A 23,549-nucleotide genomic window follows, 5' to 3' on the forward strand; every position below is an offset into this window, starting at 1 on the left:
GACCGATACTGGGAGGGTTATGGAATTCGTCATCCTTGCTGTAGTCATCGCCCTGGTCGCGGTCGGCGTGATCAGCGGGCTCGTGGTCAGCAGCCGCAAGAAGAAGCAGCTGCCCCCGGCACCGTCGAGCACGCCGACCATCACACCTCCCGCCGAGCCCCGTGTCGGCGAGGAGGCCGAAGAGCCGCGCGAGGAATCGCGCCGCACCATCGAGGACGTCGCGGCCCCGCCCGCCGAGGCCGCGCCGGAGACCGTGGAGCCGGAAGCCCCCGCGCTCGACGTCCCCGAGCCCACCGCCGGCCGGCTCGTCCGGCTGCGCGCCCGCCTCGCCCGCTCGCAGAACACCCTCGGCAAGGGGCTCCTCGCCCTGCTGTCCCGGGACAATCTGGACGAGGACACCTGGGAGGAGATCGAGGACACCCTCCTCACCGCCGACGTCGGCGTCGCCCCCACCCAGGAGCTGGTCGAGCGCCTGCGCGAGCGCGTCCGGGTGCTCGGCACCCGCACCCCCGAGGAGCTGCGCGCCCTGCTCCGTGAGGAACTGCTCACCCTGCTCGGCACCGACTTCGACCGCGCCGTGAAGACGGAGGGCGGTCTGGAGACCCCCGGCGTCGTGATGGTCGTCGGGGTCAACGGCACCGGCAAGACCACCACCACCGGCAAGCTGGCCCGGGTGCTCGTCGCCGATGGCCGCAGCGTGGTGCTCGGCGCGGCCGACACCTTCCGTGCCGCCGCCGCCGACCAGCTCCAGACCTGGGGCGAGCGCGTCGGCGCCCGTACCGTGCGCGGTCCGGAGGGCGGCGACCCGGCCTCCATCGCCTACGACGCGGTCAAGGAGGGCATCGCCGAGGGCGCCGACGTGGTGCTCATCGACACCGCAGGCCGGCTGCACACCAAGACCGGGCTCATGGACGAGCTGGGCAAGGTCAAGCGGGTCGTCGAGAAGCACGGCCCGCTGGACGAGGTGCTGCTCGTCCTGGACGCCACCACCGGGCAGAACGGCCTGGTGCAGGCGCGGGTCTTCGCCGAGGTGGTCGACATCACCGGCATCGTCCTCACCAAGCTGGACGGCACCGCCAAGGGCGGCATCGTCATCGCCGTCCAGCGCGAGCTGGGCGTCCCGGTCAAGCTCGTCGGACTCGGCGAGGGCCCGGACGATCTGGCCCCGTTCGAGCCCGAGGCGTTCGTGGACGCGCTGATCGGGGACTGACCCCCACGCGACAGCTGAGAAGCCCGGCCGTTTCGCGCGGCCGGGCTTCTCGGCGTCCGGACGGTACGCGGCTCAGCCGCAGGGCGCCGCCCACCGGTGGCAGAGGTACGCCAGCGTGCCCAGCAGCAGCCGGGCCTCCGGCGGCGTCGCGCTGTCGGGCCCGGGCGCCCGCAGCCAGCGGACCGGCCCCAGCCCGCCCCGGTCCGAGGGCGGAGCGGTGATGTGGCTGCCCGGGCCGAGCGCCCGCAGATCGAGCCCCGCGTCGTCCCAGCCCATCCGGTACAGCAGCCGGGGCAGCTCGGCGGCGGCGCCCGGCGCGACGAAGAACTGCGCCCGGCCCTGCGGGGTCACCGAGACCGGGCCGAGCGGCAGCCCCATCCGCTCCATCCGCACCAGGGCCCGGCGCCCGGCCCCCTCCGCCACGTCCAGCACGTCGAAGCTCCGGCCCACGGGGAGCATCATCGAGGCGCCGGGCACCTCGGCCCAGGCGCGCGCCGCCGCGTCGAGCGTCGCCCCGGCGGGCACCTCACGGGCGAACTCCAGCGGATGCGCGCCCGGGGCGGCGCAGCCGGGGGTCCCGCAGGAGCAGGCGCCGCCCGCCGCGCGGGCCCCGGGCACCACGGCCCAGCCCCACAGCCCGGTGTACTCGGCCACCTCCGTACCGCCGGCGGCGGCACGGGCGCGACGCCGTGCGCCGGTGCGCATCTCGCGGATTCCGATCGTGAAGCCCATGCCCCCTCCAACGGGTCCGGTTCACCGGTGGTTACGAAGAGGAGCGTGCAACCGCCCGCGCGCCCCCGGGCGCTTCCTCGCGCCCGTGCGAATCGTCCTGTCAAGTGAATCGCGGCCCATGGGGGTGGCGTTCAATCGAAGGGGTGGCGAATGGTGGCGATTACGCAAAGGCCTCGCCGGGCCCGTGATCACAGGATTACCGTCGGTACACGAACCATGGAAGTATGTGCGCCCGTGGGTATGCCGCAGGCAACCCGGTTCTCTGTTCGATCGGGCCCAACGCCCGTACGGGCGACATGAGTTCGAGGCATTCTGGTGGTGCTTCGCGCGACACGTATTCGGCGGGATGGGGGCTTATCCGTGAGTGGCAGCGGCGCAGGCGAGACGAATGCCGGCAAGCGCCCGAACGGGCAACTGGGGTCATGGTTCGTGCGCAGCGGCTGGTCGAAGGGCGAGCTGGCGAGGCAGGTGAACCGCCGGGCGCGCCAGATGGGCGCCCACCACATCAGCACCGACACCTCCCGGGTGCGGCGCTGGCTGGACGGCGAGCAGCCGCGCGAGCCCATCCCGCGCATCCTGTCCGAGCTGTTCTCCGAGCGCTTCGGCAGCGTCGTGGCCGTCGAGGACCTGGGGCTGCGAACCCCGCACCAGGCTCCCTCCGTGGCCGGTGTGGACCTGCCCTGGGCGGGCCCGCAGACCGTCGCCCTGCTCAGCGAGTTCTCCCGGAGCGACCTGATGCTGGCCCGCCGGGGCTTCCTCGGCAGCTCGCTCGCCCTCGCCGCCGGTCCCGCGCTCATCGAGCCCATGCAGCGCTGGCTGGTCCCGGTCGCGGCCGCCCCCGCCGCCGAACCGGAACCCGCCGCCGCCCGCCGCCCGTCGCGGCTCTCCGGCCCCGAGCTGGACCTGCTGGAGTCGACCACCACGATGTTCCGCCAGTGGGACGCGCAGTGCGGCGGCGGACTGCGCCGCAAGGCCGTCGTCGGCCAGCTCCACGAGGTCACCGACCTGCTCCAGGAGCCCCAGCCCGCCGCCACCTCCAGGCGGCTGTTCCGCTGCGCCGCCGAACTGGCCGAGCTGGCGGGCTGGATGAGTTACGACGTCGGCCTCCAGCCCACCGCCCAGAAGTACTTCGTGCTCGCCCTGCACGCCGCCAAGGAGGCCGGCGACAAGCCGCTCGGCTCGTACGTCCTGTCCAGCATGAGCCGCCAGATGATCCACCTCGGCCGCCCGGACGACGCCCTGGAGCTGATCCACCTCGCCCAGTACGGCAGCCGCGACTGCGCGACCCCGCGCACCCAGGCGATGCTGTACGCGATGGAGGCCCGCGCCTACGCGAACATGGGCCAGCCCAGCAAGTGCAAGCGGGCGGTCCGCATGGCCGAGGACACCTTCCTCGACGCCGGTGTCGACGGCGAGCCGGAGCCCGACTGGATCCGCTTCTTCTCCGAGGCCGAACTGAACGGCGAGAACTCGCACTCGTACCGGGACCTCGCCTATGTGGCCGGCCGCAGCCCCACGTACGCCTCGCTCGCCGAGCCCGTCATGCAGAGGGCGGTCCAGCTCTTCGGCGAGGACGACGAGCACCAGCGCTCCTACGCGCTCAACCTGATCGGCCTCGCCACCGTGCACCTCCTCAAGGGCGAGCCCGAGGCGTCCACCGCGCCGGCCGAGCAGGCGCTGCGCGTGGCCAAAAAGGTGCGCTCCGAGCGGGTCAACACCCGGCTCCGCAAGACCGTCGACACCGCCGCCAGGGACTTCGGGGACGTGCCCGAGGTCGCCCGGCTCACCGAACTCCTCATCGAACAGCTGCCCGAAACCGTGGAAACCGTCTAGCGACGGTCCACCGGGCCCGCAGTCCCCGGCCACGACGATCACCCAGTACGGACCGACTTCGGCTCCCCCCATTGCCAGGTCAACGGGTGATCGCCGTGGCCGGTTCGTGTGGTCGTTCCCCCGTCGGAGCGTCGTAACCGCACCGTATGCGGCCCGGGCCGCAGAGTGGGCGCGAGCGTGGGTACGGCATGCGCGGTTCATGGGGACGTAACACGTCGCTTCCCTTCGTCACTGCCGCGAAACATCGCGGCGCACCGGCCGAAACGGCGCTGGGCGAACCTCGTGGCTCATAACCGGCCCGCACTTTCCCCAGTGGTTCCGCAGTGGTTGTGCCCCCACCGCCCGCGCGCGGCCGCACCGACGACGAGGAGACGCCGATGCCCCCAGGCATCACGACGCTTGCCGCAGACACCCCGACGCTGTCTGCCGCCAACACCGGCTTCATGCTCATCTGCTCGGCCCTGGTGATGCTCATGACCCCGGCCCTCGCCTTCTTCTACGGAGGCATGGTCCGCGTCAAGAGCACCCTCAACATGCTGATGATGAGCTTCATCAGCCTCGGGATCGTCACGATCCTCTGGGTGCTGTACGGCTTCAGCCTCGCCTTCGGGACCGACGCCGGATCCGTCATCGGCTGGAGCCAGGACTTCGTCGGCCTCAGCGGGATCGGCGTCACGGAACTCTGGGACGGCTACACCATCCCGGTCTACGTCTTCGCCGTGTTCCAGCTGATGTTCGCCGTCCTCACGCCCGCCCTGATAAGCGGTGCCCTCGCCGACCGGGTCAAGTTCACCTCCTGGGCCCTGTTCATCACGCTGTGGGTCACCGTCGTCTACTTCCCGGTCGCGCACTGGGTGTGGGGCGCGGGCGGCTGGCTGTTCGAGCTCGGCGTCATCGACTTCGCCGGGGGTACGGCCGTCCACATCAACGCGGGTGCGGCGGCGCTCGGCGTGATCCTGGTGATCGGCAAGCGCGTCGGCTTCAAGAAGGACCCGATGCGGCCGCACAGCCTGCCGCTCGTCATGCTCGGCGCCGGTCTCCTCTGGTTCGGCTGGTTCGGCTTCAACGCCGGCTCCTGGCTCGGCAACGACGACGGCGTGGGCGCGGTCATGTTCGTCAACACGCAGGTCGCCACCGGTGCCGCGATGCTCGCCTGGCTCGCCTACGAGAAGATCCGCCACGGCGCCTTCACCACCCTGGGTGCCGCCTCCGGCGCGGTCGCCGGACTCGTCGCCATCACCCCGGCCGGCGGCGCGGTCAGCCCGCTCGGCGCCATCGCGGTCGGCGCCATCGCCGGCGTCCTGTGCGCCATGGCCGTCGGCCTCAAGTACAAGTTCGGCTACGACGACTCCCTGGACGTCGTCGGCGTCCACCTCGTCGGCGGCATCATCGGCTCCCTGCTCATCGGCTTCTTCGCCACCGGCGGCGTCCAGTCCGACGCCAAGGGCCTCTTCTACGGCGGCGGGCTCGACCAGCTCGGCAAGCAGGCCGTCGGGGTCTTCGCGGTCCTCGCGTACTCTCTCGTCGTCTCCGCGATCCTCGCCTTCCTCGTCGACAAGATCCTGGGGATGCGGGTGGACGAGGACGACGAGGTCTCCGGCATCGACCAGGTCGAACACGCCGAGACCGCGTACGACTTCAGCGGCGCCGGCGGCGGCGCGGCCTCCCGTACCGCCGCCCCCGCCCCCGGCCCGGCCGCCCCGACGAACAAGAAGGTGGACGCATGAAGCTCATCACCGCAGTCGTGAAGCCCCACCGCCTCGACGAGATCAAGGAAGCCCTCCAGGCGTTCGGCGTCCAGGGCCTCACCGTCACCGAGGCCAGCGGCTACGGTCGTCAGCGTGGCCACACCGAGGTCTACCGGGGCGCCGAGTACACCGTCGACCTCGTCCCCAAGATCCGCATCGAGGTCCTGGTCGAGGACGAGGACGCCGAACAGCTCCTCGACGTCGTCGTCAAGGCAGCCCGCACCGGCAAGATCGGTGACGGCAAGGTCTGGACCGTCCCCGTCGAGACGGCCGTGCGGGTCCGTACGGGCGAACGCGGCCCGGACGCCCTCTGACCGGCCCCCGCCGACTGTTTCGCACGGTTACGCACACGGAAAGGGCAGCTGGGTGACGAGCATCGAAGCGACCACCGAATCCGAGGACTCGCGCCCCAGCGGCTATGCGGCGGCCCGGCTGCGCCTTCTCCAGGAGAAGGAGCGGCCCGGGCCGCCGCGCCGTGCGGCCCTCGCCGCCCTCACCGACGACTGGCTCACCGGTCTGTTCACCGGCGCGGCCCAGCACGCCGGGATCCGGGGCGCCGCCCTCGTCGCCGTCGGCGGCTACGGCCGCGGCGAACTCTCCCCGCGCAGCGACCTCGACCTCCTCCTCCTGCACGACGGCACCGCCGACCCCGCGGCCGTCGCCGCCCTCGCCGACCGGATCTGGTACCCCGTCTGGGACCTGGGCCTCGCCCTCGACCACTCCGTACGCACCCCCGCCGAGGCCCGCAAGACCGCCGGCGAGGACCTCAAGGTCCAGCTCGGACTGCTCGACGCCCGCCCGGTCGCCGGCGACCTCGGCCTCGTCGCGTCCCTGCGCACCGCGATCCTCGCCGACTGGCGCAACCAGGCCCCCAAGCGCCTGCCGGACCTCCGCGAACTCTGCCGCGAACGCGCCGAACGCCACGGCGAACTGCGGTTCCTCCTCGAACCCGACCTCAAGGAGGCCCGGGGCGGCCTGCGCGACGTCACCGCCCTGCGCGCCGTCGCCGCCTCCTGGGTCGCCGACGCCCCCCGCGAAGGACTCGCCGAGGCCCGCCGCGTCCTCCTCGACGCCCGCGACGCCCTCCACCTCACCACCGGCCGCGCCACCGACCGCCTCGCCCTCCAGGAACAGGACCAGGTCGCCCAGGCCCTCGGCCTCCTCGACGCCGACGCCCTGCTCCGCCAGGTCTACGAGGCCGCCCGCACCGTCTCGTACGCCACCGACGTCACCTGGCGCGAGGTCGGCCGGGTCCTGCGCGCCCGCTCCGCCCGGCCCCGGCTGCGCGCCCTGCTCGGCGGCGGCCGGACCCCCGCGCCGGACCGGACCCCGCTCGCCGACGGTGTCGTGGAGGCCGACGGCGAGGCCGTCCTCGCCCGCACCGCCCGGCCCGAACGCGACCCGGTGCTCGTCCTGCGCGCCGCCGCCGCGGCCGCCCAGTCCGGGCTGCCGCTCTCCCGCCACGTCGTACGCCACCTCGCCACCACCGCCCAGCCGCTCCCGGTGCCCTGGCCGGCCGAGGCCCGCGAGGAACTCGTCACCCTGCTCGGCGCCGGCGAGGCCACCATCCCCGTCTGGGAGGCGCTGGAGGCCGAGGGCCTGGTCACCCGCCTGCTGCCCGACTGGGAACGCGTCCACTGCCGCCCCCAGCGCAACCCCGTCCACACCTGGACCGTCGACCGCCACCTGGTCGAGACGGCCGTCCGCGCCGCCTCGCTCACCCGCCGCGTCGGCCGCCCCGACCTCCTCCTCGTCGCCGCCCTGCTGCACGACATCGGCAAGGGCTGGCCCGGCGACCACTCCGTCGCCGGTGAGGTCATCGCCCGCGACATGGCCGCCCGCATCGGCTTCGACCAGCACGACGTGGGCGTCATCGCCGCCCTCGTACGCCACCACCTGCTGCTCATCGAGACCGCCACCCGGCGCGACCTGGACGACCCGGCCACCGTCCGCGCCGTCGCCGACGCCGTCGGCACCACGGCCACCCTGGAGCTGCTGCACGCCCTCACCGAGGCCGACGCGCTGGCCACCGGGCCCGCCGCCTGGTCCGCCTGGCGCGCCTCCCTCGTCACCGAACTCGTCAAACGCGTCGCCCAGGTCCTGGCGGGGGAGGCCCCCGAGGAGCCCGAGCCGGCCGCGCCGAGCGCCGAGCAGGAGCGCCTCGCGATCGAGGCGCTGCGCACCGGCACCCCGGTCCTCGCCCTGCACACCCGGCCCGAGACCCCGCACGAGGAGGACGGCCCGGAACCGGTCGGCGTCGAACTCCTCATCGCGCTGCGCGACCGGCCCGGCGTGCTGCCCGCCGCCGCCGGGGTCCTCGCCCTGCACCGCCTCACCGTCCGCGCCGCCGACCTGCGCGCCGTGGAGCTGCCCACGGAGCTGGGGGACTCCGCGGACCTGCTGCTGCTCAGCTGGCGCGTCGCCGCCGAGTACGGCTCGCTGCCCCGGGCGGACCGGCTGCGCGCCGACCTCGTACGCGCCCTGGACGGCACCCTGGACATCCCCGCCCGCCTCGCCGAGCGGGAGGCGGCCTACCCCCGGCGGCGCGGCGTGAAGGCGCCGCCGCCCCGGGTGACGGTGGCCCCGGCGGGCTCCCGGCTCGCCACGGTGATCGAGGTGCGCGCGCAGGACGCCCCCGGGCTGCTGCACCGCATCGGGCAGGCACTGGAGCGGAGCGCGGTACGGGTGCGGAGCGCGCATGTGTCCACCCTGGGGGCCAACGCCGTCGACGCCTTCTACGTCACGGACGTGGACGGCGAGCCGCTGCCGGCGAAGCGGGCGGCGGAGCTGGCCCAGGAGGTCGAGAAGGCGCTCGGCTGAGGCCGGAACCGGGCGAGGTCTTGGCGTTCTCCGGCGTCCGGATACCCTGGGAACCTACTGACCCGACCCGCCCCCGACCCTGAGGACCGACGAGCGCCGTGTTCGATACTCTCTCCGACCGCCTTGCCGCGACTTTCAAGAACCTCCGGGGCAAGGGCCGCTTGTCCGAGGCGGACATCGACGCCACGGCTCGCGAGATCCGTATCGCCCTGCTCGAAGCCGACGTGGCGCTGCCCGTCGTCCGGTCCTTCATCGCCAACGTCAAGGAGCGGGCGCGCGGCGTAGAGGTCTCCCAGGCCCTCAACCCCGCCCAGCAGGTCGTCAAGATCGTCAACGAGGAGCTCATCTCCATCCTCGGCGGCGAGACCCGGCGGCTGCGGTTCGCCAAGAACCCGCCCACCGTGATCATGCTCGCCGGTCTCCAGGGTGCCGGTAAGACGACCCTCGCCGGAAAGCTCGGACTCTGGCTCAAGGGCCAGGGCCACTCCCCGCTGCTCGTCGCCTGTGACCTCCAGCGCCCCAACGCCGTCAACCAGCTGAGCGTCGTCGCCGACCGCGCCGGTGTCGCGGTGTACGCCCCCGAGCCGGGCAACGGCGTCGGCGACCCGGTCCAGGTCGCCAAGGACTCCATCGAGCACGCCCGGACCAAGCAGTACGACGTCGTGATCGTGGACACCGCCGGCCGCCTCGGCATCGACCAGGAGCTGATGCAGCAGGCCGCGGACATCCGCGACGCCGTCAGCCCGGACGAGATCCTCTTCGTCGTCGACGCGATGATCGGCCAGGACGCGGTCAACACCGCCGAGGCGTTCCGCGACGGCGTCGGCTTCGACGGCGTGGTGCTCTCCAAGCTCGACGGTGACGCCCGCGGTGGTGCCGCCCTGTCGATCGCCCACGTCACGGGCAAGCAGATCATGTTCGCCTCGAACGGCGAGAAGCTGGACGAGTTCGACGCGTTCCACCCGGACCGCATGGCCTCGCGCATCCTCGACATGGGTGACCTGCTCACCCTGATCGAGCAGGCGGAGAAGACCTTCAGCCAGGAAGAGGCCGCCAAAATGGCCTCCAAGCTGGCGTCCAGCAAGGGCAAGGACTTCACCTTCGACGACTTCCTGGCCCAGATGGAGCAGGTCAGGAAGATGGGCTCCATCTCCAAGCTGCTCGGCATGCTGCCCGGCATGGGTCAGATCAAGGACCAGATCAACAACATCGACGAGCGCGACATCGACCGCATGGCCGCGATCATCAAGTCGATGACCCCGAAGGAGCGCGCCGACCCGACGATCATCAACGGCTCGCGCCGCGCCCGTATCGCCAAGGGTTCCGGCTCCGAGGTCTCCGCCGTCAAGGGCCTGGTCGAGCGGTTCTTCGAGGCCCGCAAGATGATGTCGAAGATGGCGCAGGGCGGCGGCATGCCGGGGATGCCGGGGATGCCGGGCATGGGCGGCGGTCCGGGCCGCCAGAAGAAGCAGGTCAAGCAGGCCAAGGGCAAGCGCAAGAGCGGCAACCCGATGAAGCGCAAGGCCGAGGAGCAGGCCGCGGCCGCCCGCCGCGAGGCCGCCCAGAACGGCGTCCCCGGTCTCCCGGCCGGCCAGGACGCCCAGAACTTCGAGCTGCCGGACGAGTTCAAGAAGTTCATGGGCTGACGCCCGCGTCAGGTCGTGCCGGAGGGGCGCTCACCCCGCGTGGTGGGCGCCCCTCCGGCGTACGTTCACGTCGTGCAGACCAGATACCGGAACACGTTGGACATCCACACCGTGCCGTCCGGCCGCCGGTGCGGGTGCAGCGCCTCGGCGAGCTCCTTCTCCACCTGCCAGCGGTCCGTCGCCCGGACCGCCGCCTCGAACAGCCGGGTCGACAGCAGACCGCGTACCGCGCTGTCCATGTCCGCGTAACCGAACGGGCAGGCCACCCGCCCGGAGCCGTCCGGCCGCAGCCCGGCCCGGAAGGCCACGTCCTCCAGATCGTCGCGGCGCGGCCCGCGCCAGCCGCCACCCGGTCCGCGCCCGTCGTCGGCGAGCCGGCCGGCCACCCGGAGCACCGACTCCGTGGCGCACCGCTCCGGCGGGCCCCAGCCGGTCAGGACGACCGTCGCGCGCCGGTCCGCCGACGGCACGGCGGTCTCCAGCGCCCGTACCAGCTCCTCGCCGTCGCCCGCCTCGCAGCCGATCGGGGTGAACGCGGTGATCAGGTGGTGCGGCCCGCCGTCCGCCGCCGCGGCGACGCTGTCCGTGAGCAGCGGGGCGGTGGCCGGTGCGCCGCGGTCCTCCGGTGCGGGGAGCAGCCGGGTCCGGGCGAGGGCGAGGCGGTCCGGGTCGGTGTCCACGCCGGTGACCGAGGCGCCCCGGCCCACGGCCATCAGCAGCGCCAGACCGGAGCCGCAGCCGAGCGAGAGCATCCGTGTGGCGGGCCCCACCTCAAGGCGCGTGTACACCGCTTCGTACAGCGGTGCCAGCATCCGTTCCTGGATCTCCGCCCAGTCGCGGGCGCGGGAGGCGCCGTCCGCGAGGGCGGACGGCTCCGTGGGCCGGTGGTGCCGAACGAGCGTTGGTGTCATGGAATGCGCCCCAATCCGCCGAGGTTGCCGGTTCTGCCGATCGGTCGTGCCCGAAGTGGACGGCTGTCCCGTCCAGGTGACGCGCGCTCCCCCGTATGCAAGAGAACTGCGCATCCGCCGCCGCGTCCAGAGGTCTGCGGGGCGTGGTTCTCCGCACTGCCGTCCGGAGCACGACGGCACCGGCGCACCCGGACGGCGGGGACGCCCCGGAGGGTCCGTCCCGTCCTCTGCCGGTCCAGTCTCACCCGGCACGCCGGTGGGGGCACGTCGAGCACGTCAGGGCGGTGCGGGTACCCTCGCCCCTGCCGTCCGTCCCCGGAGGGGGCGCGTACCGCGGCTACGCGCGCAGGCGTACGCGCCGCTACGTACCGTCTTGGTGCGAGCTGTGAGGCTTCTCCGCAGATCAGCGCACCCGCCCTCGTCGCGACGCATGAAGGTCAACCGACTGGTACGTGCAAAATATTTGGGATGGCCCGGAATCGGAACACCGAGGGCCCCGCGCTCGTTGGTCACGACGTGAGCACGACACCACCTGTACTTGCCGCAGAGCTGGCGCAGGCGTGGGCCGACATTCAGCGGTACCACCCCGAGCTGCCCGATCTCGCCGCACCCGAGTCCCTGATCGGAGAATCCTCGTCCGCCTGTGGCGCCGAGCTCTCCTTCGAGCGACTGCTCCACGAGGCAGTCCACGGCATCGCCGCCGCCAGAGGTGTCCGCGACACCTCGCGCGCCGGCCGCTATCACAACCGACGATTCCTGGCGATCGCCGAGGAGCTGGGCCTCGACCATGCCGAGGAGCCCCATCCCAGCAGCGGCTTCTCGCTGGTCACGCTCAACCCCGAGGCCAAGCGCCGCTACCGGCCGACGACGGAACGGCTGCAGCGCGCCCTCAAGGCGCACACCGTGGCCACCGCCGCCGACACCAAGCGCTCCTTCCGCGGCCCGGCCGCCCGGCACGGCTCCTCCGGAGGGGGCGTGCGGGTCAAGGCCGTCTGCGACTGCGGCCGCAATGTGCGCGTGGTCCCCTCGGTCCTCGCCCAGGCGCCGATCGTCTGCGGCGGCTGCGGAAAGCCGTTCCGGATTCCGGAGACCGCGGTCGCGGTGGGGTGAGCCGATGGGGTGTGGCACAATGGCTAGCTGTACTCGACAGTCGCACAGGACCCCTCTCTCCTCCGGCTGACGCGTCCATCGGGCACCCGAGTACCGCAACCCCACGTGGCATCTTCGTTGTGCCCAACCACGTCATAGACCAGGAGACACCACTTCCGTGGCAGTCAAGATCAAGCTGAAGCGTCTGGGCAAGATCCGTTCGCCTCACTACCGCATCGTCGTCGCCGACTCCCGCACCCGCCGTGACGGCCGGGCCATCGAGGAGATCGGTCTGTACCACCCGGTGCAGAACCCGTCGCGCATCGAGGTCAACTCGGAGCGTGCGCAGTACTGGCTGTCCGTCGGCGCCCAGCCGACCGAGCCGGTCCTCGCGATCCTGAAGCTCACCGGCGACTGGCAGGCGCACAAGGGCCTCCCGGCCCCCGCGCCGCTGCTGCAGCCGGAGCCCAAGGCCGACAAGCGCGCCCTGTTCGAGGCCCTCTCCAGCGATGGTGAGGAGTCGAAGGGCGAGGCCATCACGCCGAAGGCGAAGAAGGCCGACAAGAAGGCGGACGAGGCTGCTGCCTCCTCCGCCGAGTCGACCGAGGCCTGAGCATGCTCGAGGAGGCTCTCGAGCACCTCGTGAAAGGCATCGTCGACAACCCCGATGATGTGCAGGTCGCCTCGCGCAACCTGCGCCGTGGCCGTGTGCTGGAGGTCCGGGTGCACCCCGACGACCTCGGCAAGGTGATCGGCCGCAACGGCCGCACTGCACGCGCGCTGCGCACCGTCGTGGGCGCCATCGGCGGCCGTGGCATCCGCGTCGACCTCGTCGACGTGGACCAGGTTCGCTGACAGAAGTTGAACACCGGCACGGGCCGGGGAGGGCCAAGCGCCCGCCCCGGCCCGTCGTCGTACGACAGGAGAGACACAAGGTGCAGTTGGTAGTCGCGCGGATCGGTCGCGCCCACGGCATCAAGGGCGAGGTCACCGTCGAGGTGCGCACGGACGAGCCGGAGCTGCGGCTCGCGCCCGGCGCCGTCCTGGCCACCGACCCCGCCACGGCGGGCCCGCTCACGATCGAGACCGGCCGGGTGCACAGCGGCAGGCTGCTGCTGCGCTTCGAGGGCGTGAAGGACCGTACGGGCGCCGAGGCGCTGCGCAACACCCTGCTGATCGCCGACGTGGACCCGGCGGAGCTCCCGGAGGATCCCGAGGAGTTCTACGACCACCAGCTGATGGACCTGGACGTGGTCCTCGCCGACGGCACCGAGATCGGGCGGATCACCGAGATCACGCATCTGCCCTCGCAGGACCTCTTCATCGTGGAGCGGCCGGACGGCAGCGAGGTGATGATCCCGTTCGTGGAGGAGATCGTCACCGAGATCGATCTGGAGGAGCAGCGCGCGGTGATCACCCCGCCGCCCGGCCTGATCGACGCGAGCGAGGCGGTCGTGGCGTCCGCGCGCGAAGCCGAGGCCGAGTCCGGCTCCGAGTCGGGGTCCGAGGGCTCCGCGCCGAAGGCCGAGGACGACTGATGCGGCTCGACGTCGTCACGATCTTCCCCGAGTACCTGGAACCGCTGAACGTCTCCCTGGTCGGCAAGGCCCGCACGGCCGGCCGCCTCGACGTCCACGTGCACGACCTGCGCGACTGGACGTACGACCGGCACAACACCGTGGACGACACCCCGTACGGCGGCGGCCCGGGCATGGTCATGAAGACCGAGCCGTGGGGCGAGGCGCTGGACGAGGCCCTGGCGGACGGTTACGAGTCCGGTGCGCACGCCCCGGTCCTCGTGGTGCCCACGCCGAGCGGCCGGCCGTTCACGCAGGAGCTGGCCGTCGAGCTGTCCGAGCGGCCCTGGCTGATCTTCACCCCGGCCCGCTACGAGGGCATCGACCGCCGGGTCACCGAGGAGTACGCCACCCGGATGCGGGTGGTCGAGGTGTCCATCGGCGATTACGTGCTGGCAGGCGGGGAGGCCGCGGTGCTGGTGATCACCGAGGCGGTGGCCCGGCTGCTGCCCGGCGTCCTCGGCAACGCGGCCTCCCACCAGGACGACTCCTTCGCCCCCGGCGCGATGGCCAACCTGCTGGAGGGCCCGGTCTACACCAAGCCGCCCGAGTGGCGCGGCCGGACCATCCCCGATGTGCTGCTCAGCGGCCACCACGGGCGGATCGCCCGCTGGCGGAGGGACGAGGCGCTGCGTCGTACGGCAGCCAACCGGCCCGATCTGATCGAGCGGTGCGAGGCGTCCGGCTTCGACAAGAAGGACCGGGAGATGCTGTCCATCCTCGGCTGGTCCCCGGAGCCGGGCGGCCGATTTTGGCGCAGGCCCGAGGCCGTGGAAGAATAGGCCGCTGCTGTCCGTCCGGCGTGCGCCCCTGCCACAGGGGGACACGACGCCCGTCCGACGCGATCGGCCCCTAGCATTCATCACTCTCCCGTCGATGACCTGTGGCATCGGCGAAGAAAGCAGACAACATGGCTTCCCTGCTCGACGACGTCAATGCCGCGTCGCTGCGTACCGACATCCCGGCCTTCCGCCCGGGTGACACGGTCAACGTTCACGTCCGCGTGATCGAGGGCAACCGCTCCCGTGTCCAGCAGTTCAAGGGCGTCGTCATCCGCCGCCAGGGCGCGGGCGTCAGCGAGACCTTCACGGTCCGCAAGGTCTCCTTCAGCGTCGGCGTCGAGCGCACCTTCCCGGTGCACAGCCCGATCTTCGAGAAGATCGAGCTCGTGACCCGCGGTGACGTCCGTCGCGCCAAGCTGTACTTCCTCCGTGAGCTCCGCGGCAAGGCCGCGAAGATCAAGGAGAAGCGCGACCGCTGAGCTGACTGCCTGGTCCACAGGGTGTCCGGTTAAGCTCTGGCCCCGATGGACACGCAAGCAGAACTCCAGGAGCGCGATCTCTCCTCCGCACCCGATACGGGTCCGGGGGAGGGGTCGCGCTCTTCGCGTGTCCGGGACCGGATCACCGGACGGCTGTCCTGGCGGGGCACGCTCGGGGTCGGTGCCGCCTGCGCGGTGTTCGTGCTCCTCTTCAGCACCTTCGTGGTGCAGCCCTTCCTGATCCCCAGCGGCTCGATGGAGCGGACGCTCCGGGTGGGCGACCGGGTGCTCGTCAACAAACTGGCCTACCGCTTCGGCGGAGAGCCCCGTCGGGGCGACGTGGTGGTGTTCGACGGCACCGGCTCGTTCGTGCGCGAGGGGGCGGCGCAGAACCCCGTCACCGGGCTGCTGCACGGGGCCGCCGCGTCCCTCGGGCTCGCCGAGCCCGCCGAGACCGACTTCGTGAAGCGGGTGGTGGGCGTGGGGGGCGACCGGGTGGTCTGCTGCGACGCGCGGGGCCGGATCGAGGTGAACGGGCGGCCGCTGGACGAGGACTACCTGTATCCCGGGGACGCGCCCTCGACGGTGCCCTTCGACATCGTGGTGCCGGAGGACACCCTGTGGATGATGGGCGACCACCGCTCCCGTTCCCGGGACTCCCGCGACCACCTGGGGGAGCCGGGCGGCGGTGTGGTGCCGGTGGACCGGGTGATCGGGCGGGTCGACTGGTTCGGCTGGCCGCTCGGCCGGCTGGGCTCGCTGCCGGGGACCGACGCGTTCGACTCCGTACCGGCGCCCGGCCCGTCCCATGGGTAGCCACGGGCGCCACGGTGCCCCCGCGGCGGCGGACGGAGGCACGCGCTCCCTGCCCACCCGGGCCGAGCGGCGCAAGCTGGCCCGCAAGGTGAAGCGGAAGCGGCGCAGATCGGCCGTACGGGAGATCCCGCTGCTGATCACGGTGGCGCTGCTGATAGCGCTCGTCCTCAAGACCTTTCTCGTACAGGCGTTCGTGATCCCGTCCGGGTCGATGGAGCAGACCATCCGGATCGGCGACCGGGTGCTCGTGGACAAGCTGACGCCCTGGTTCGGCTCGAAGCCGCAGCGCGGGGACGTCGTCGTGTTCCGCAACCCCTCGGACTGGCCGCCGCCGAATCCCGAGAGCTCCGGGACCGGGGAGTCGCCCGTCGTCGTCAAGCAGGTGAAGCAGGCGCTCACCTTTGTCGGGCTGCTGCCGTCGGACGACGAGCAGGACCTGATCAAGCGGGTGGTGGCGGTCGGCGGCGACACCGTGAAGTGCTGCGCGTCGGACGGGAGGCTCCTCGTCAACGGTGTGGCGGTCGAGGAACCGTACGTCTATCCCGGGGATTCACCCTCCACCATCAAATTCGAGGTAAAGGTTCCGGCGGGTCGCCTCTTCGTCATGGGGGACCACCGCTCCAATTCCGCGGATTCGCGCTTCCACATGGACAAGACGGCGAACGGCACGATCTCCGAGGACGCCGTCGTGGGGCGGGCGAAATGGATCGTCTGGCCCTTCGGACACTGGGCCGGCCTGGAGCAACGCTCGGCGTTCGCCTCGGTCCCGGACGCGCGCGCCGGTACGGGGGCCGCCTCCTGGCCGTCGAATAGTGTGTCCAGTGATCCAGGCGGATTGATCCGGCTCCCGACCCCTGCGGAACTCCCGCTCGTTATGGGAGTGGTGGGCCTGCGTCGGCTAGGACGCGGGCGGTGGCACGGAGTAAGGAGTGGATGTGGGGGATTTGGCGGTCGGCGCACGATCCGGACACGACGAACCCGAGGACCGGCCGGGCCGCTCGGCGCATTCCGATCCCGCCGGTGCGGCGGAGGACGGGGCGACGGTGAGCGGGGCGGACAGTGACGGCGGCGCGTCCGGGGGCAGCACGGCCCGGAAGAAGAACCCCCGCCCGTTCTGGAAGGAGCTGCCGCTCCTCATCGGCGTCGCGCTGGTCCTGGCGCTGCTGATCAAGACGTTTCTGGTGCAGGCGTTCTCGATTCCCTCGGACTCGATGCAGAACACGCTGCAGCGGGGTGACCGGGTCCTGGTGGACAAGCTGACGCCGTGGTTCGGTTCGGAGCCGGAGCGCGGCGAGGTCGTCGTCTTCCACGACCCGGGCGGCTGGCTGGAGGACAGCCAGGCCCCCGAGCCGAACGCGGTGCAGAAGTTCCTCAGTTTCATCGGCCTCATGCCATCGGCCGAGGAGAAGGACCTGATCAAGCGGGTCATCGCGATCGGCGGTGACACCGTGCAGTGCAAGAAGGGCGGCCCCGTCGAGGTCAACGGCAAGGCGCTGGACGACAAGTCCTTCATCTTCGAGGGCAACAGCGCCTGCGACGACGAGCCGTTCGGGCCGATCAAGGTGCCCAAGGGCCGGATCTGGGTCATGGGCGACCACCGGCAGAACTCCCTGGACTCGCGTTACCACCAGAACCTGCCGGGCAACGGCACCGTCTCCAACGACGAGGTGGTCGGCCGGGCCATCGTGATCGCGTGGCCGGTCAGCCGCTGGGCGACCCTCCCGATCCCGAAGACCTTCGACCAGCCCGGTATCAACGCCGCCGCCGCGGCGGCCCCCGGGGCGGTCGGCCTCGCGGGCGCGGTGCCCCTGGTGCTCTGGCGTCGGCGGCGCCGGACCACGACCGCCGGCACAGTGAGGAACGACGCGTGAGCGACCTGGCAGACGGAGCACAGTCCGAGCAGGCACGGTCCGCGGAGTCTCCCGCCGACGAGCCGTCCGCCGCCGAGCCTTCGTCCACCGAGCCGGAGTCCGGCAAGAAGAAGAGCGGTCGGCCGTTCTGGAAGGAGCTGCCGCTCCTCATCGGCATCGCGCTGGTCCTGGCCCTGTTCATCAAGACGTTTCTGGTGCAGGCGTTCTCGATTCCCTCGGACTCGATGCAGAACACCTTGCAGCGGGGTGACCGGGTCCTGGTGGACAAGCTGACGCCGTGGTTCGGTTCGGAGCCGGAGCGCGGCGAGGTCGTCGTCTTCCACGACCCGGACGGCTGGCTGGACGACGAGCCGACCCCGAAGCCCAACGCCGCGCAGAAGTTCCTGAGCTTCGTCGGGCTGATGCCGTCCGCCGAGGAGAAGGACCTGATCAAGCGGACGATCGCGGTCGCCGGTGACACCGTGGAGTGCAAGAAGGGCGGCCCGGTCCAGGTCAACGGCAAGGCGCTCACCGAGCCGTACATCTTCCCCGGCAACAGCGCCTGCGACGACATGCCCTTCGGGCCGTTCAAGGTGCCGGACGGCAAGATCTGGGTGATGGGCGACCACCGCCAGGACTCGGCGGACTCCCGCTACCACACCAGCGACGCCAACAAGGGCTTCGTGCCGGTGAGCCAGGTCGTGGGCCGGGCCGTGGTCGTCGCGTGGCCGGTGAACCGCTGGTCCGTGCTGTCCGTCCCGGACACCTTCGACCAGCCCGGGATCAGCGCCGCGGCCGGTGCCGCCCCCGGCGTCCTGGGACTCGCGGGCGCGGTCCCGTTCGTGCTCCGGCGCAGGCGGAGGCTGACCGCCGGGCGTACTGCCGGGTAGGGTGCCCACGCGGATCAGCGATTGTCGATCTCCGATGGGGGACGCCGGTATGGGTGCAACAGGTCGTACGGACGACGGCCGCGGCCGGCTCGGCAGCAGGCTGTCCGGGGTGGCGGTGGCCCTCGGCTGCCTGCTCTTCCTCGGCGGCTTCGCCTGGGGCGCGTTCGTCTACCAGCCGTACACGGTGCCCACCGAGTCGATGACCCCGACCGTCGACGCGGGCGACAAGGTCCTCGCGGAACGCGTGAACGGCAGCGAGGTCCGGCGCGGTGACGTGGTGGTCTTCAACGACCCGGAGTGGGGCAACACCCCCATGGTGAAGCGGGTCGTCGGCGTCGGCGGCGACAAGATCGCCTGCTGCGGCAAGGACGGCCGTCTCACGGTCAACGGCATACCCATCGACGAACCGTATCTGCGCTCGCCCGGCCGCGCCTCGGCCCAGGACTTCACCGCCGAGGTGCCCAAGGGCCAGCTCTTCCTGCTGGGCGACGACCGCACGGTCTCGCTGGACTCCCGGGTCCACCTGGAGGACGCCACACACGGCTCGGTGCCCCGGGGCGCCGTGGAGTCCAGGGTCGACGCCGTCGCCTGGCCGCTGGGCTCCATGATCGGCCGGCCCGAGGCGTTCGCCGCGCTGCCGGGCGGTGTCTCGTCGGCCGGGCCGCTCAGGCTCCAGCTGACCGCGATGGTGGTGGGCATCGTGCTCATCCTGGGCGGTGCGGCGTACGGTCCGCTCGCGGCCCGGTCCGCCCGGCCGAAGCGGAGCGCGAAGCCGCAGGCGGCCGCCGGTGTCCGCTGAGGTGCGCAGGGTCGCCCGCCTGGTGCTCCTCGACCCGGACGACCGCATTCTGCTGATGCACGGCTTCGAACCGGAGGACCCGGACCGCACCTGGTGGTTCACCCCGGGCGGCGGCCTGGAGGGCGACGAGACCCGCGAGCGGGCCGCGCTGCGCGAGCTGGCCGAGGAGACCGGGATCACCGACGTCGCACTGGGTCCGGTGATCTGGCGGCGCCGGTGCTCCTTCACCTTCGACGGCCGGCGATGGGACCAGGACGAGTGGTACTTCCTGGCCCGTACGGCACAGACCGCCACGGACACCAGCGGCCACACATGGCTGGAACGCCGCAGTGTCACCGAGCTGAGGTGGTGGACCTCCGCCGAACTGTCGGCGGCGCGTGAGACGGTGTACCCCACCGGGCTCGCCGACCTGCTCCGGAGGCTGCTCGACGAGGGCCCTCCGCGTACGCCGGTGGACCTGGCACCCGGAAGCGGCTGAGCTCCGGGGCGCCGGAGCCCGGCGCACAATGGGGAAACGCACGGCTGAAGGGGAACATGCCAATGAGCGCCGAGGACCTCGAGAAGTACGAGACCGAGATGGAGCTGAAGCTCTACCGGGAGTACCGCGATGTCGTCGGTCTGTTCAAATTCGTGATCGAGACCGAACGGCGCTTCTACCTCACCAACGACTACGAGATGCAGGTGCACTCGGTCCAGGGCGAGGTGTTCTTCGAGGTGTCCATGGCGGACGCCTGGGTCTGGGACATGTACCGGCCCGCCCGGTTCGTGAAGCAGGTACGGGTGCTCACGTTCAAGGACGTCAACATCGAGGAGCTCAACAAGAGCGATCTCGAACTTCCGAGTGGATGAGTTATCCACAATCGCCCGCTTGTCCACCAAGATCCACTGAAGTAGGGCGGACGCGTCAGAGTCGGTGCCGGAGGTGGTGCCGATATGAACGCACGGGGGGCTCTCGGGCGGTACGGCGAGGACTTGGCGGCGCGGCTGCTGGCCGACGCCGGCATGTCCGTACTGGAACGGAACTGGCGCTGTCGCGCCGGTGAGATCGACATCGTCGCGATGGACGGGGACGCGCTCGTCATCTGCGAGGTGAAGACCCGCAGGTCGGGCGCGTACGAGCATCCGATGGCCGCGGTCACCCCGGCCAAGGCCGAGCGGCTGCGCCGACTGGCCGCGCTCTGGCTGGAGCGGCACGGCGGCCCGCCCCCGGGCGGGGTGCGCATCGACCTGGTCGGGGTGGTGCTGCCCGAGCGCGGCGCGCCCCTGGCCGAGCACGCGCGGGGGGTGGCCTGATGGGGTTCGCACGTGCCTGCTCGGTCGCCCTGGTCGGCGTCGAGGGCGTGGTGGTGGAGGTCCAGGCGGACCTGGAGGCCGGTGTGGCGGCGTTCACGCTGGTGGGGCTGCCCGACAAGAGCCTGGTGGAGAGCCGCGACCGGGTCAGGGCGGCCGTGGTCAACTCCGGCGCGGAGTGGCCGCAGAAGAAGCTCACCGTGGGACTCTCCCCGGCCTCGGTGCCCAAGGGCGGCTCGGGCTTCGATTTGGCCGTGGCGTGCGCGGTTCTCGGCGCGGCGGAGCGGATCGATCCCGAGTCGATCGCCGATGTGGTGATGATCGGGGAACTGGGGCTCGACGGCCGGGTGCGCCCGGTACGGGGAGTGCTCCCCGCGGTCCTGGCGGCGGCCGACGCCGGTTACCGCCAGGTGGTCGTCCCGGAGCAGACCGCGGGCGAGGCGGCGCTCGTCCCCGGCGTCTCCGTGCTCGGGGTGCGCAGTCTGCGGCAGCTGATCGCGGTGCTGTGCGACGAACCGGTGCCGGACGAACAGCGGTCCGAGGGGGAGGGCCGCCCCGATCCGATGCTCGCCGGGCTGATGGTGCCCGGCGCCGGACTGGGCACCGGCCTCGCCAGGGGCCCGGCGGCCGGGGACGGCGCCCGGCCGGACCTCGCGGACGTGGCGGGGCAGGAGCGGCCGCGCAAGGCCCTGGAGGTCGCCGCGGCCGGCGGTCACCACCTGCTGCTGACCGGTCCGCCGGGCGCGGGCAAGACCATGCTGGCCGAGCGCATGCCCGCGATCCTGCCCCCGCTCACCCGGCAGGAATCCCTCGAAGTGACCGCGGTCCACTCGGTGGCCGGCATCCTGCCACCGGGCGAGCCCCTGATCGCCCGGCCGCCGTACTGCGCACCGCACCACTCGGCGACGATGCAGTCGCTGGTGGGCGGGGGCAACGGACTGCCCAGGCCGGGAGCGGTCTCGCTGGCCCACCGCGGCATCCTCTTCCTGGACGAGGCGCCCGAGTTCTCCGTGAAGACGCTGGACGCGCTGCGCCAGCCCCTGGAGTCCGGGCACGTCGTCGTGGCGCGCAGCGCGGGTGTGGTGCGGCTGCCGGCCCGGTTCCTGATGGTGCTCGCCGCCAACCCGTGCCCCTGCGGGCGGCACACCCTGAGCGGTGACGGCTGCGACTGCCCGCCGTCTGCGGTGCGGCGGTATCAGGCCAGGCTCTCCGGGCCGCTGCTCGACCGGGTGGACCTCAGAGTGACCGTCGCCCCGGTCACCCGGGAGGACCTGATGGGGCGGGGCGGCCGGGGCGAGTCCACAAAGACCGTCGCCGCCCGGGTGCGGGAGGCCCGGGAGCGCGCGGCCGAGCGGCTGGCCGGCACCCCTTGGAGGACCAACAGCGAGGTGCCGGGCCATGAGCTGCGGACCCGGCTCGCCGCGGCCCCGGGCGCGCTGATGGCCGCCGAGCGGGACATGGAGCGTGGGCTGCTCACGGCCCGGGGCCTGGACCGGGTGCTGCGGGTGGCCTGGACGGTCGCGGACCTGCGCGGCGGGGCCCGCCCCGACGCCTCGGACGTGGCGGCCGCCCTGGAGCTGCGCAGCGGCATCCCGCGCGGTGTCCCGCTGGGGGTGGGGGCGCCGTGACGGGGTGTGGAGGAGCCGGGGTCGCTTACGGCGCGGATGACGGGGCGGGCGGATACGCGGGCGCGCGGGTGGCCGGCGGCCCGGGCCCGGGCGGCGGCGTCGGCGCGGGCCCTGGCGCGGCGGAGCGGCTGGCCCGGGCGGCGCTGACCCGGGTGCTGGAACCCGGCGACGAGCGGGGCGGGCGGTGGCTGCGGGAGTACGGCGCGGTCGGGCTGTGGCGCCGCATCACGGACCCGGCCGGCGAGGCGGAGCGGCTGCGCGGCATGACGGTGCGGCGGCTCGCCGGCTACCGGCTCCGCGCGGCCCGGGCCGACCCGGAGCGGGATCTCGCCGCCGTCGCGGCGGTCGGCGGTCGCTTCGTCTGCCCCGGCGACCGCGAGTGGCCGACGCAGCTGGACGACCTGGGCGACGCACGGCCGACCGGGCTGTGGGTGCGGGGCGGGCCCGATCTGCGGCTCTGGGCGCTGCGCTCGGTCGCGGTGGTCGGCGCCCGCGCCTGCACCCCGTACGGGGCGCACATGGCGACGACGCTGGGCGCGGGGCTCGCGGAGCGCGGCTGGGTGGTGGTCTCGGGCGCCGCCTTCGGGGTGGACGGCGCGGCGCACCGGGGCGCGCTGGCGGCGGGCGGGGCGACGATGGCGGTGCTGGCCTGCGGGGTGGACGTGGCCTATCCGCCGGGCCACGCCGAACTGATCGCGCGGGTGGCCGCGCAGGGGCTCGTCATCGGTGAGCTGCCGCCGTCCGAGCACCCGACGCGGAGCCGGTTCGTCCTGCGGAACAGGGTGATCGCCGCGCTGACGCGGGGGACGGTGGTCGTGGAGGCGGAGTACCGCAGCGGTTCGCTGGCGACGGCGCGGGTCGCGCAGCGGCTGGGGCGCTACACCATGGGGGTTCCCGGACCGGCGACCAGCGGTCTGTCGGCCGGTGTCCACGAACTCCTGCGCGGAGACTGCGTGCTGGTCACGGACGCCGCCGAAGTGGCCGAGCTGGTGGGCGACATCGGGGACCTGGCGCCGCCCAGGAGCGGCCCGGTGCTGGCCCGGGACCTGTTGGACGCCGTCGCCGGGCGGGTGCTGGACGCGCTGCCGGCGCGCGCCGCCGTCGATGCCCGGGAGGTGGCGCGGGGCGCCGGGACCAGCGCCGACGAGGCCCTCGGCAAGCTGTACGAACTGCACTCACTGGGATACGTCGAACGCGTGGGCGGGGGATGGAGGTTGACGCGGAGGCCGACTTGCCGGGACGACGCGCGGCGAGGCGGTTCTTGACCTGGGGCATTCGGGTGAAAAGGTGATGCCGATGACCTCGGCGGACGCATCGACGGTGACTCCGGGGCCGGTGAGCGCCCGGTCGGCATCCTCTATCCTGCGCGCACCGCGACAGCTCAGTCACGCTACGCTCACAAGGATTCCGCCCCAGAGACAAGTCCCAGTACTTCACGGCAGAACGGCT

General features: G+C 72.4%; 24 protein-coding genes. 22 read left to right on the forward strand and 2 right to left on the reverse strand.

Going from position 1 to position 23,549, the window contains the following annotated elements:
• Positions 1–19: 19 nt before the first annotated feature.
• On the forward strand, positions 20–1,210 hold the full coding sequence (ftsY, locus tag ACFZAT_RS29555) for a signal recognition particle-docking protein FtsY (protein WP_391268578.1): 1,191 nt from the start codon (positions 20–22) through the stop codon (positions 1,208–1,210).
• A 72-nt stretch (positions 1,211–1,282) separates the two neighbouring features.
• Here ftsY and ACFZAT_RS29560 read toward each other — a convergent pair whose 3' ends face one another.
• On the reverse strand, positions 1,283–1,942 hold the full coding sequence (locus tag ACFZAT_RS29560) for a bifunctional DNA primase/polymerase (RefSeq protein ID WP_391268579.1): 660 nt from the start codon (positions 1,940–1,942) through the stop codon (positions 1,283–1,285).
• 360 nt (positions 1,943–2,302) lie between these two features.
• Between ACFZAT_RS29560 and ACFZAT_RS29565 the strand changes: the two genes are divergently transcribed.
• From ACFZAT_RS29565 to ffh, 5 genes are all read left to right on the forward strand, one after another.
• Positions 2,303–3,775, forward strand: coding sequence for a hypothetical protein (locus tag ACFZAT_RS29565; RefSeq protein ID WP_391268580.1), 1,473 nt, complete (start codon positions 2,303–2,305; stop codon positions 3,773–3,775).
• A gap of 377 nt (positions 3,776–4,152) precedes the next feature.
• Positions 4,153–5,502 (forward strand): ammonium transporter, encoded by a 1,350-nt coding sequence (locus tag ACFZAT_RS29570; protein WP_391268581.1) that lies wholly within the window; start codon positions 4,153–4,155, stop codon positions 5,500–5,502.
• Positions 5,499–5,837, forward strand: a complete 339-nt coding sequence (locus ACFZAT_RS29575) for a P-II family nitrogen regulator (protein ID WP_018102395.1) — start codon at positions 5,499–5,501, stop codon at positions 5,835–5,837. The genes ACFZAT_RS29570 and ACFZAT_RS29575 overlap by 4 nt, the downstream gene beginning before the upstream one ends.
• Positions 5,838–5,889: 52 nt before the next feature.
• The gene (locus tag ACFZAT_RS29580; RefSeq protein ID WP_391268582.1) at positions 5,890–8,343 is read left to right on the forward strand and encodes a [protein-PII] uridylyltransferase; all 2,454 of its coding nucleotides are present in this window, start codon (positions 5,890–5,892) and stop codon (positions 8,341–8,343) included.
• 98 nt (positions 8,344–8,441) lie between these two features.
• Positions 8,442–9,989: a signal recognition particle protein gene (gene ffh, locus ACFZAT_RS29585; protein ID WP_391268583.1), complete on the forward strand. Its 1,548-nt coding sequence runs from the start codon at positions 8,442–8,444 to the stop codon at positions 9,987–9,989.
• A 65-nt stretch (positions 9,990–10,054) separates the two neighbouring features.
• Here ffh and ACFZAT_RS29590 read toward each other — a convergent pair whose 3' ends face one another.
• The gene (locus tag ACFZAT_RS29590) at positions 10,055–10,900 is read right to left on the reverse strand and encodes an SAM-dependent methyltransferase (RefSeq protein WP_391268584.1); all 846 of its coding nucleotides are present in this window, start codon (positions 10,898–10,900) and stop codon (positions 10,055–10,057) included.
• Between the two features lie 516 nt (positions 10,901–11,416).
• Here ACFZAT_RS29590 and ACFZAT_RS29595 point away from each other — a divergent pair.
• The 16 genes from ACFZAT_RS29595 (at position 11,417) to dprA (ending at position 23,365) form a co-directional block, all read left to right on the forward strand.
• Entirely contained in the window at positions 11,417–12,010 is a 594-nt protein-coding gene (locus tag ACFZAT_RS29595) for a hypothetical protein (RefSeq protein ID WP_018521397.1), read from the forward strand.
• A gap of 157 nt (positions 12,011–12,167) precedes the next feature.
• On the forward strand, positions 12,168–12,602 hold the full coding sequence (gene rpsP / locus ACFZAT_RS29600) for a 30S ribosomal protein S16 (protein ID WP_073963720.1): 435 nt from the start codon (positions 12,168–12,170) through the stop codon (positions 12,600–12,602).
• 2 nt (positions 12,603–12,604) lie between these two features.
• The gene (locus ACFZAT_RS29605) at positions 12,605–12,844 is read left to right on the forward strand and encodes an RNA-binding protein (protein WP_005311361.1); all 240 of its coding nucleotides are present in this window, start codon (positions 12,605–12,607) and stop codon (positions 12,842–12,844) included.
• Between the two features lie 80 nt (positions 12,845–12,924).
• Positions 12,925–13,527, forward strand: a complete 603-nt coding sequence (rimM, locus tag ACFZAT_RS29610) for a ribosome maturation factor RimM (RefSeq protein WP_391268585.1) — start codon at positions 12,925–12,927, stop codon at positions 13,525–13,527.
• Entirely contained in the window at positions 13,527–14,348 is an 822-nt protein-coding gene (gene trmD / locus ACFZAT_RS29615) for a tRNA (guanosine(37)-N1)-methyltransferase TrmD (protein WP_391268586.1), read from the forward strand. Before rimM ends, trmD begins: the two co-directional genes overlap by 1 nt.
• Before the next feature lie 128 nt (positions 14,349–14,476).
• Positions 14,477–14,827: a 50S ribosomal protein L19 gene (gene rplS / locus ACFZAT_RS29620; protein WP_266530958.1), complete on the forward strand. Its 351-nt coding sequence runs from the start codon at positions 14,477–14,479 to the stop codon at positions 14,825–14,827.
• A 45-nt stretch (positions 14,828–14,872) separates the two neighbouring features.
• Positions 14,873–15,643, forward strand: a complete 771-nt coding sequence (gene lepB / locus ACFZAT_RS29625; protein WP_391268587.1) for a signal peptidase I — start codon at positions 14,873–14,875, stop codon at positions 15,641–15,643.
• Complete coding sequence (lepB, locus tag ACFZAT_RS29630; RefSeq protein ID WP_391268588.1) at positions 15,636–16,706, forward strand: signal peptidase I; 1,071 nt, start codon at positions 15,636–15,638, stop codon at positions 16,704–16,706. Before lepB (ACFZAT_RS29625) ends, lepB (ACFZAT_RS29630) begins: the two co-directional genes overlap by 8 nt.
• Positions 16,588–17,514, forward strand: coding sequence for a signal peptidase I (gene lepB, locus ACFZAT_RS29635; RefSeq protein ID WP_391268671.1), 927 nt, complete (start codon positions 16,588–16,590; stop codon positions 17,512–17,514). The genes lepB (ACFZAT_RS29630) and lepB (ACFZAT_RS29635) overlap by 119 nt, the downstream gene beginning before the upstream one ends.
• The gene (gene lepB, locus ACFZAT_RS29640; protein ID WP_391268589.1) at positions 17,511–18,383 is read left to right on the forward strand and encodes a signal peptidase I; all 873 of its coding nucleotides are present in this window, start codon (positions 17,511–17,513) and stop codon (positions 18,381–18,383) included. The genes lepB (ACFZAT_RS29635) and lepB (ACFZAT_RS29640) overlap by 4 nt, the downstream gene beginning before the upstream one ends.
• Before the next feature lie 49 nt (positions 18,384–18,432).
• Positions 18,433–19,182: a signal peptidase I gene (gene lepB, locus ACFZAT_RS29645; protein ID WP_391268590.1), complete on the forward strand. Its 750-nt coding sequence runs from the start codon at positions 18,433–18,435 to the stop codon at positions 19,180–19,182.
• Complete coding sequence (locus ACFZAT_RS29650; RefSeq protein ID WP_391268591.1) at positions 19,172–19,660, forward strand: NUDIX domain-containing protein; 489 nt, start codon at positions 19,172–19,174, stop codon at positions 19,658–19,660. Before lepB (ACFZAT_RS29645) ends, ACFZAT_RS29650 begins: the two co-directional genes overlap by 11 nt.
• Positions 19,661–19,722: 62 nt before the next feature.
• Complete coding sequence (locus tag ACFZAT_RS29655; RefSeq protein ID WP_018102380.1) at positions 19,723–20,031, forward strand: DUF2469 domain-containing protein; 309 nt, start codon at positions 19,723–19,725, stop codon at positions 20,029–20,031.
• A gap of 84 nt (positions 20,032–20,115) precedes the next feature.
• Entirely contained in the window at positions 20,116–20,475 is a 360-nt protein-coding gene (locus tag ACFZAT_RS29660; RefSeq protein WP_018102379.1) for a YraN family protein, read from the forward strand.
• Entirely contained in the window at positions 20,475–22,100 is a 1,626-nt protein-coding gene (locus ACFZAT_RS29665; RefSeq protein ID WP_391268592.1) for an ATP-binding protein, read from the forward strand. Before ACFZAT_RS29660 ends, ACFZAT_RS29665 begins: the two co-directional genes overlap by 1 nt.
• Positions 22,101–22,168: 68 nt before the next feature.
• Positions 22,169–23,365, forward strand: coding sequence for a DNA-processing protein DprA (dprA, locus tag ACFZAT_RS29670; protein ID WP_391268672.1), 1,197 nt, complete (start codon positions 22,169–22,171; stop codon positions 23,363–23,365).
• Positions 23,366–23,549 lie beyond the last annotated feature (184 nt).

The sequence above is a fragment of the Streptomyces sp. NPDC008163 genome (assembly GCF_042956885.1).
Lineage (GTDB): Bacteria > Actinomycetota > Actinomycetes > Streptomycetales > Streptomycetaceae > Streptomyces > Streptomyces drozdowiczii_A.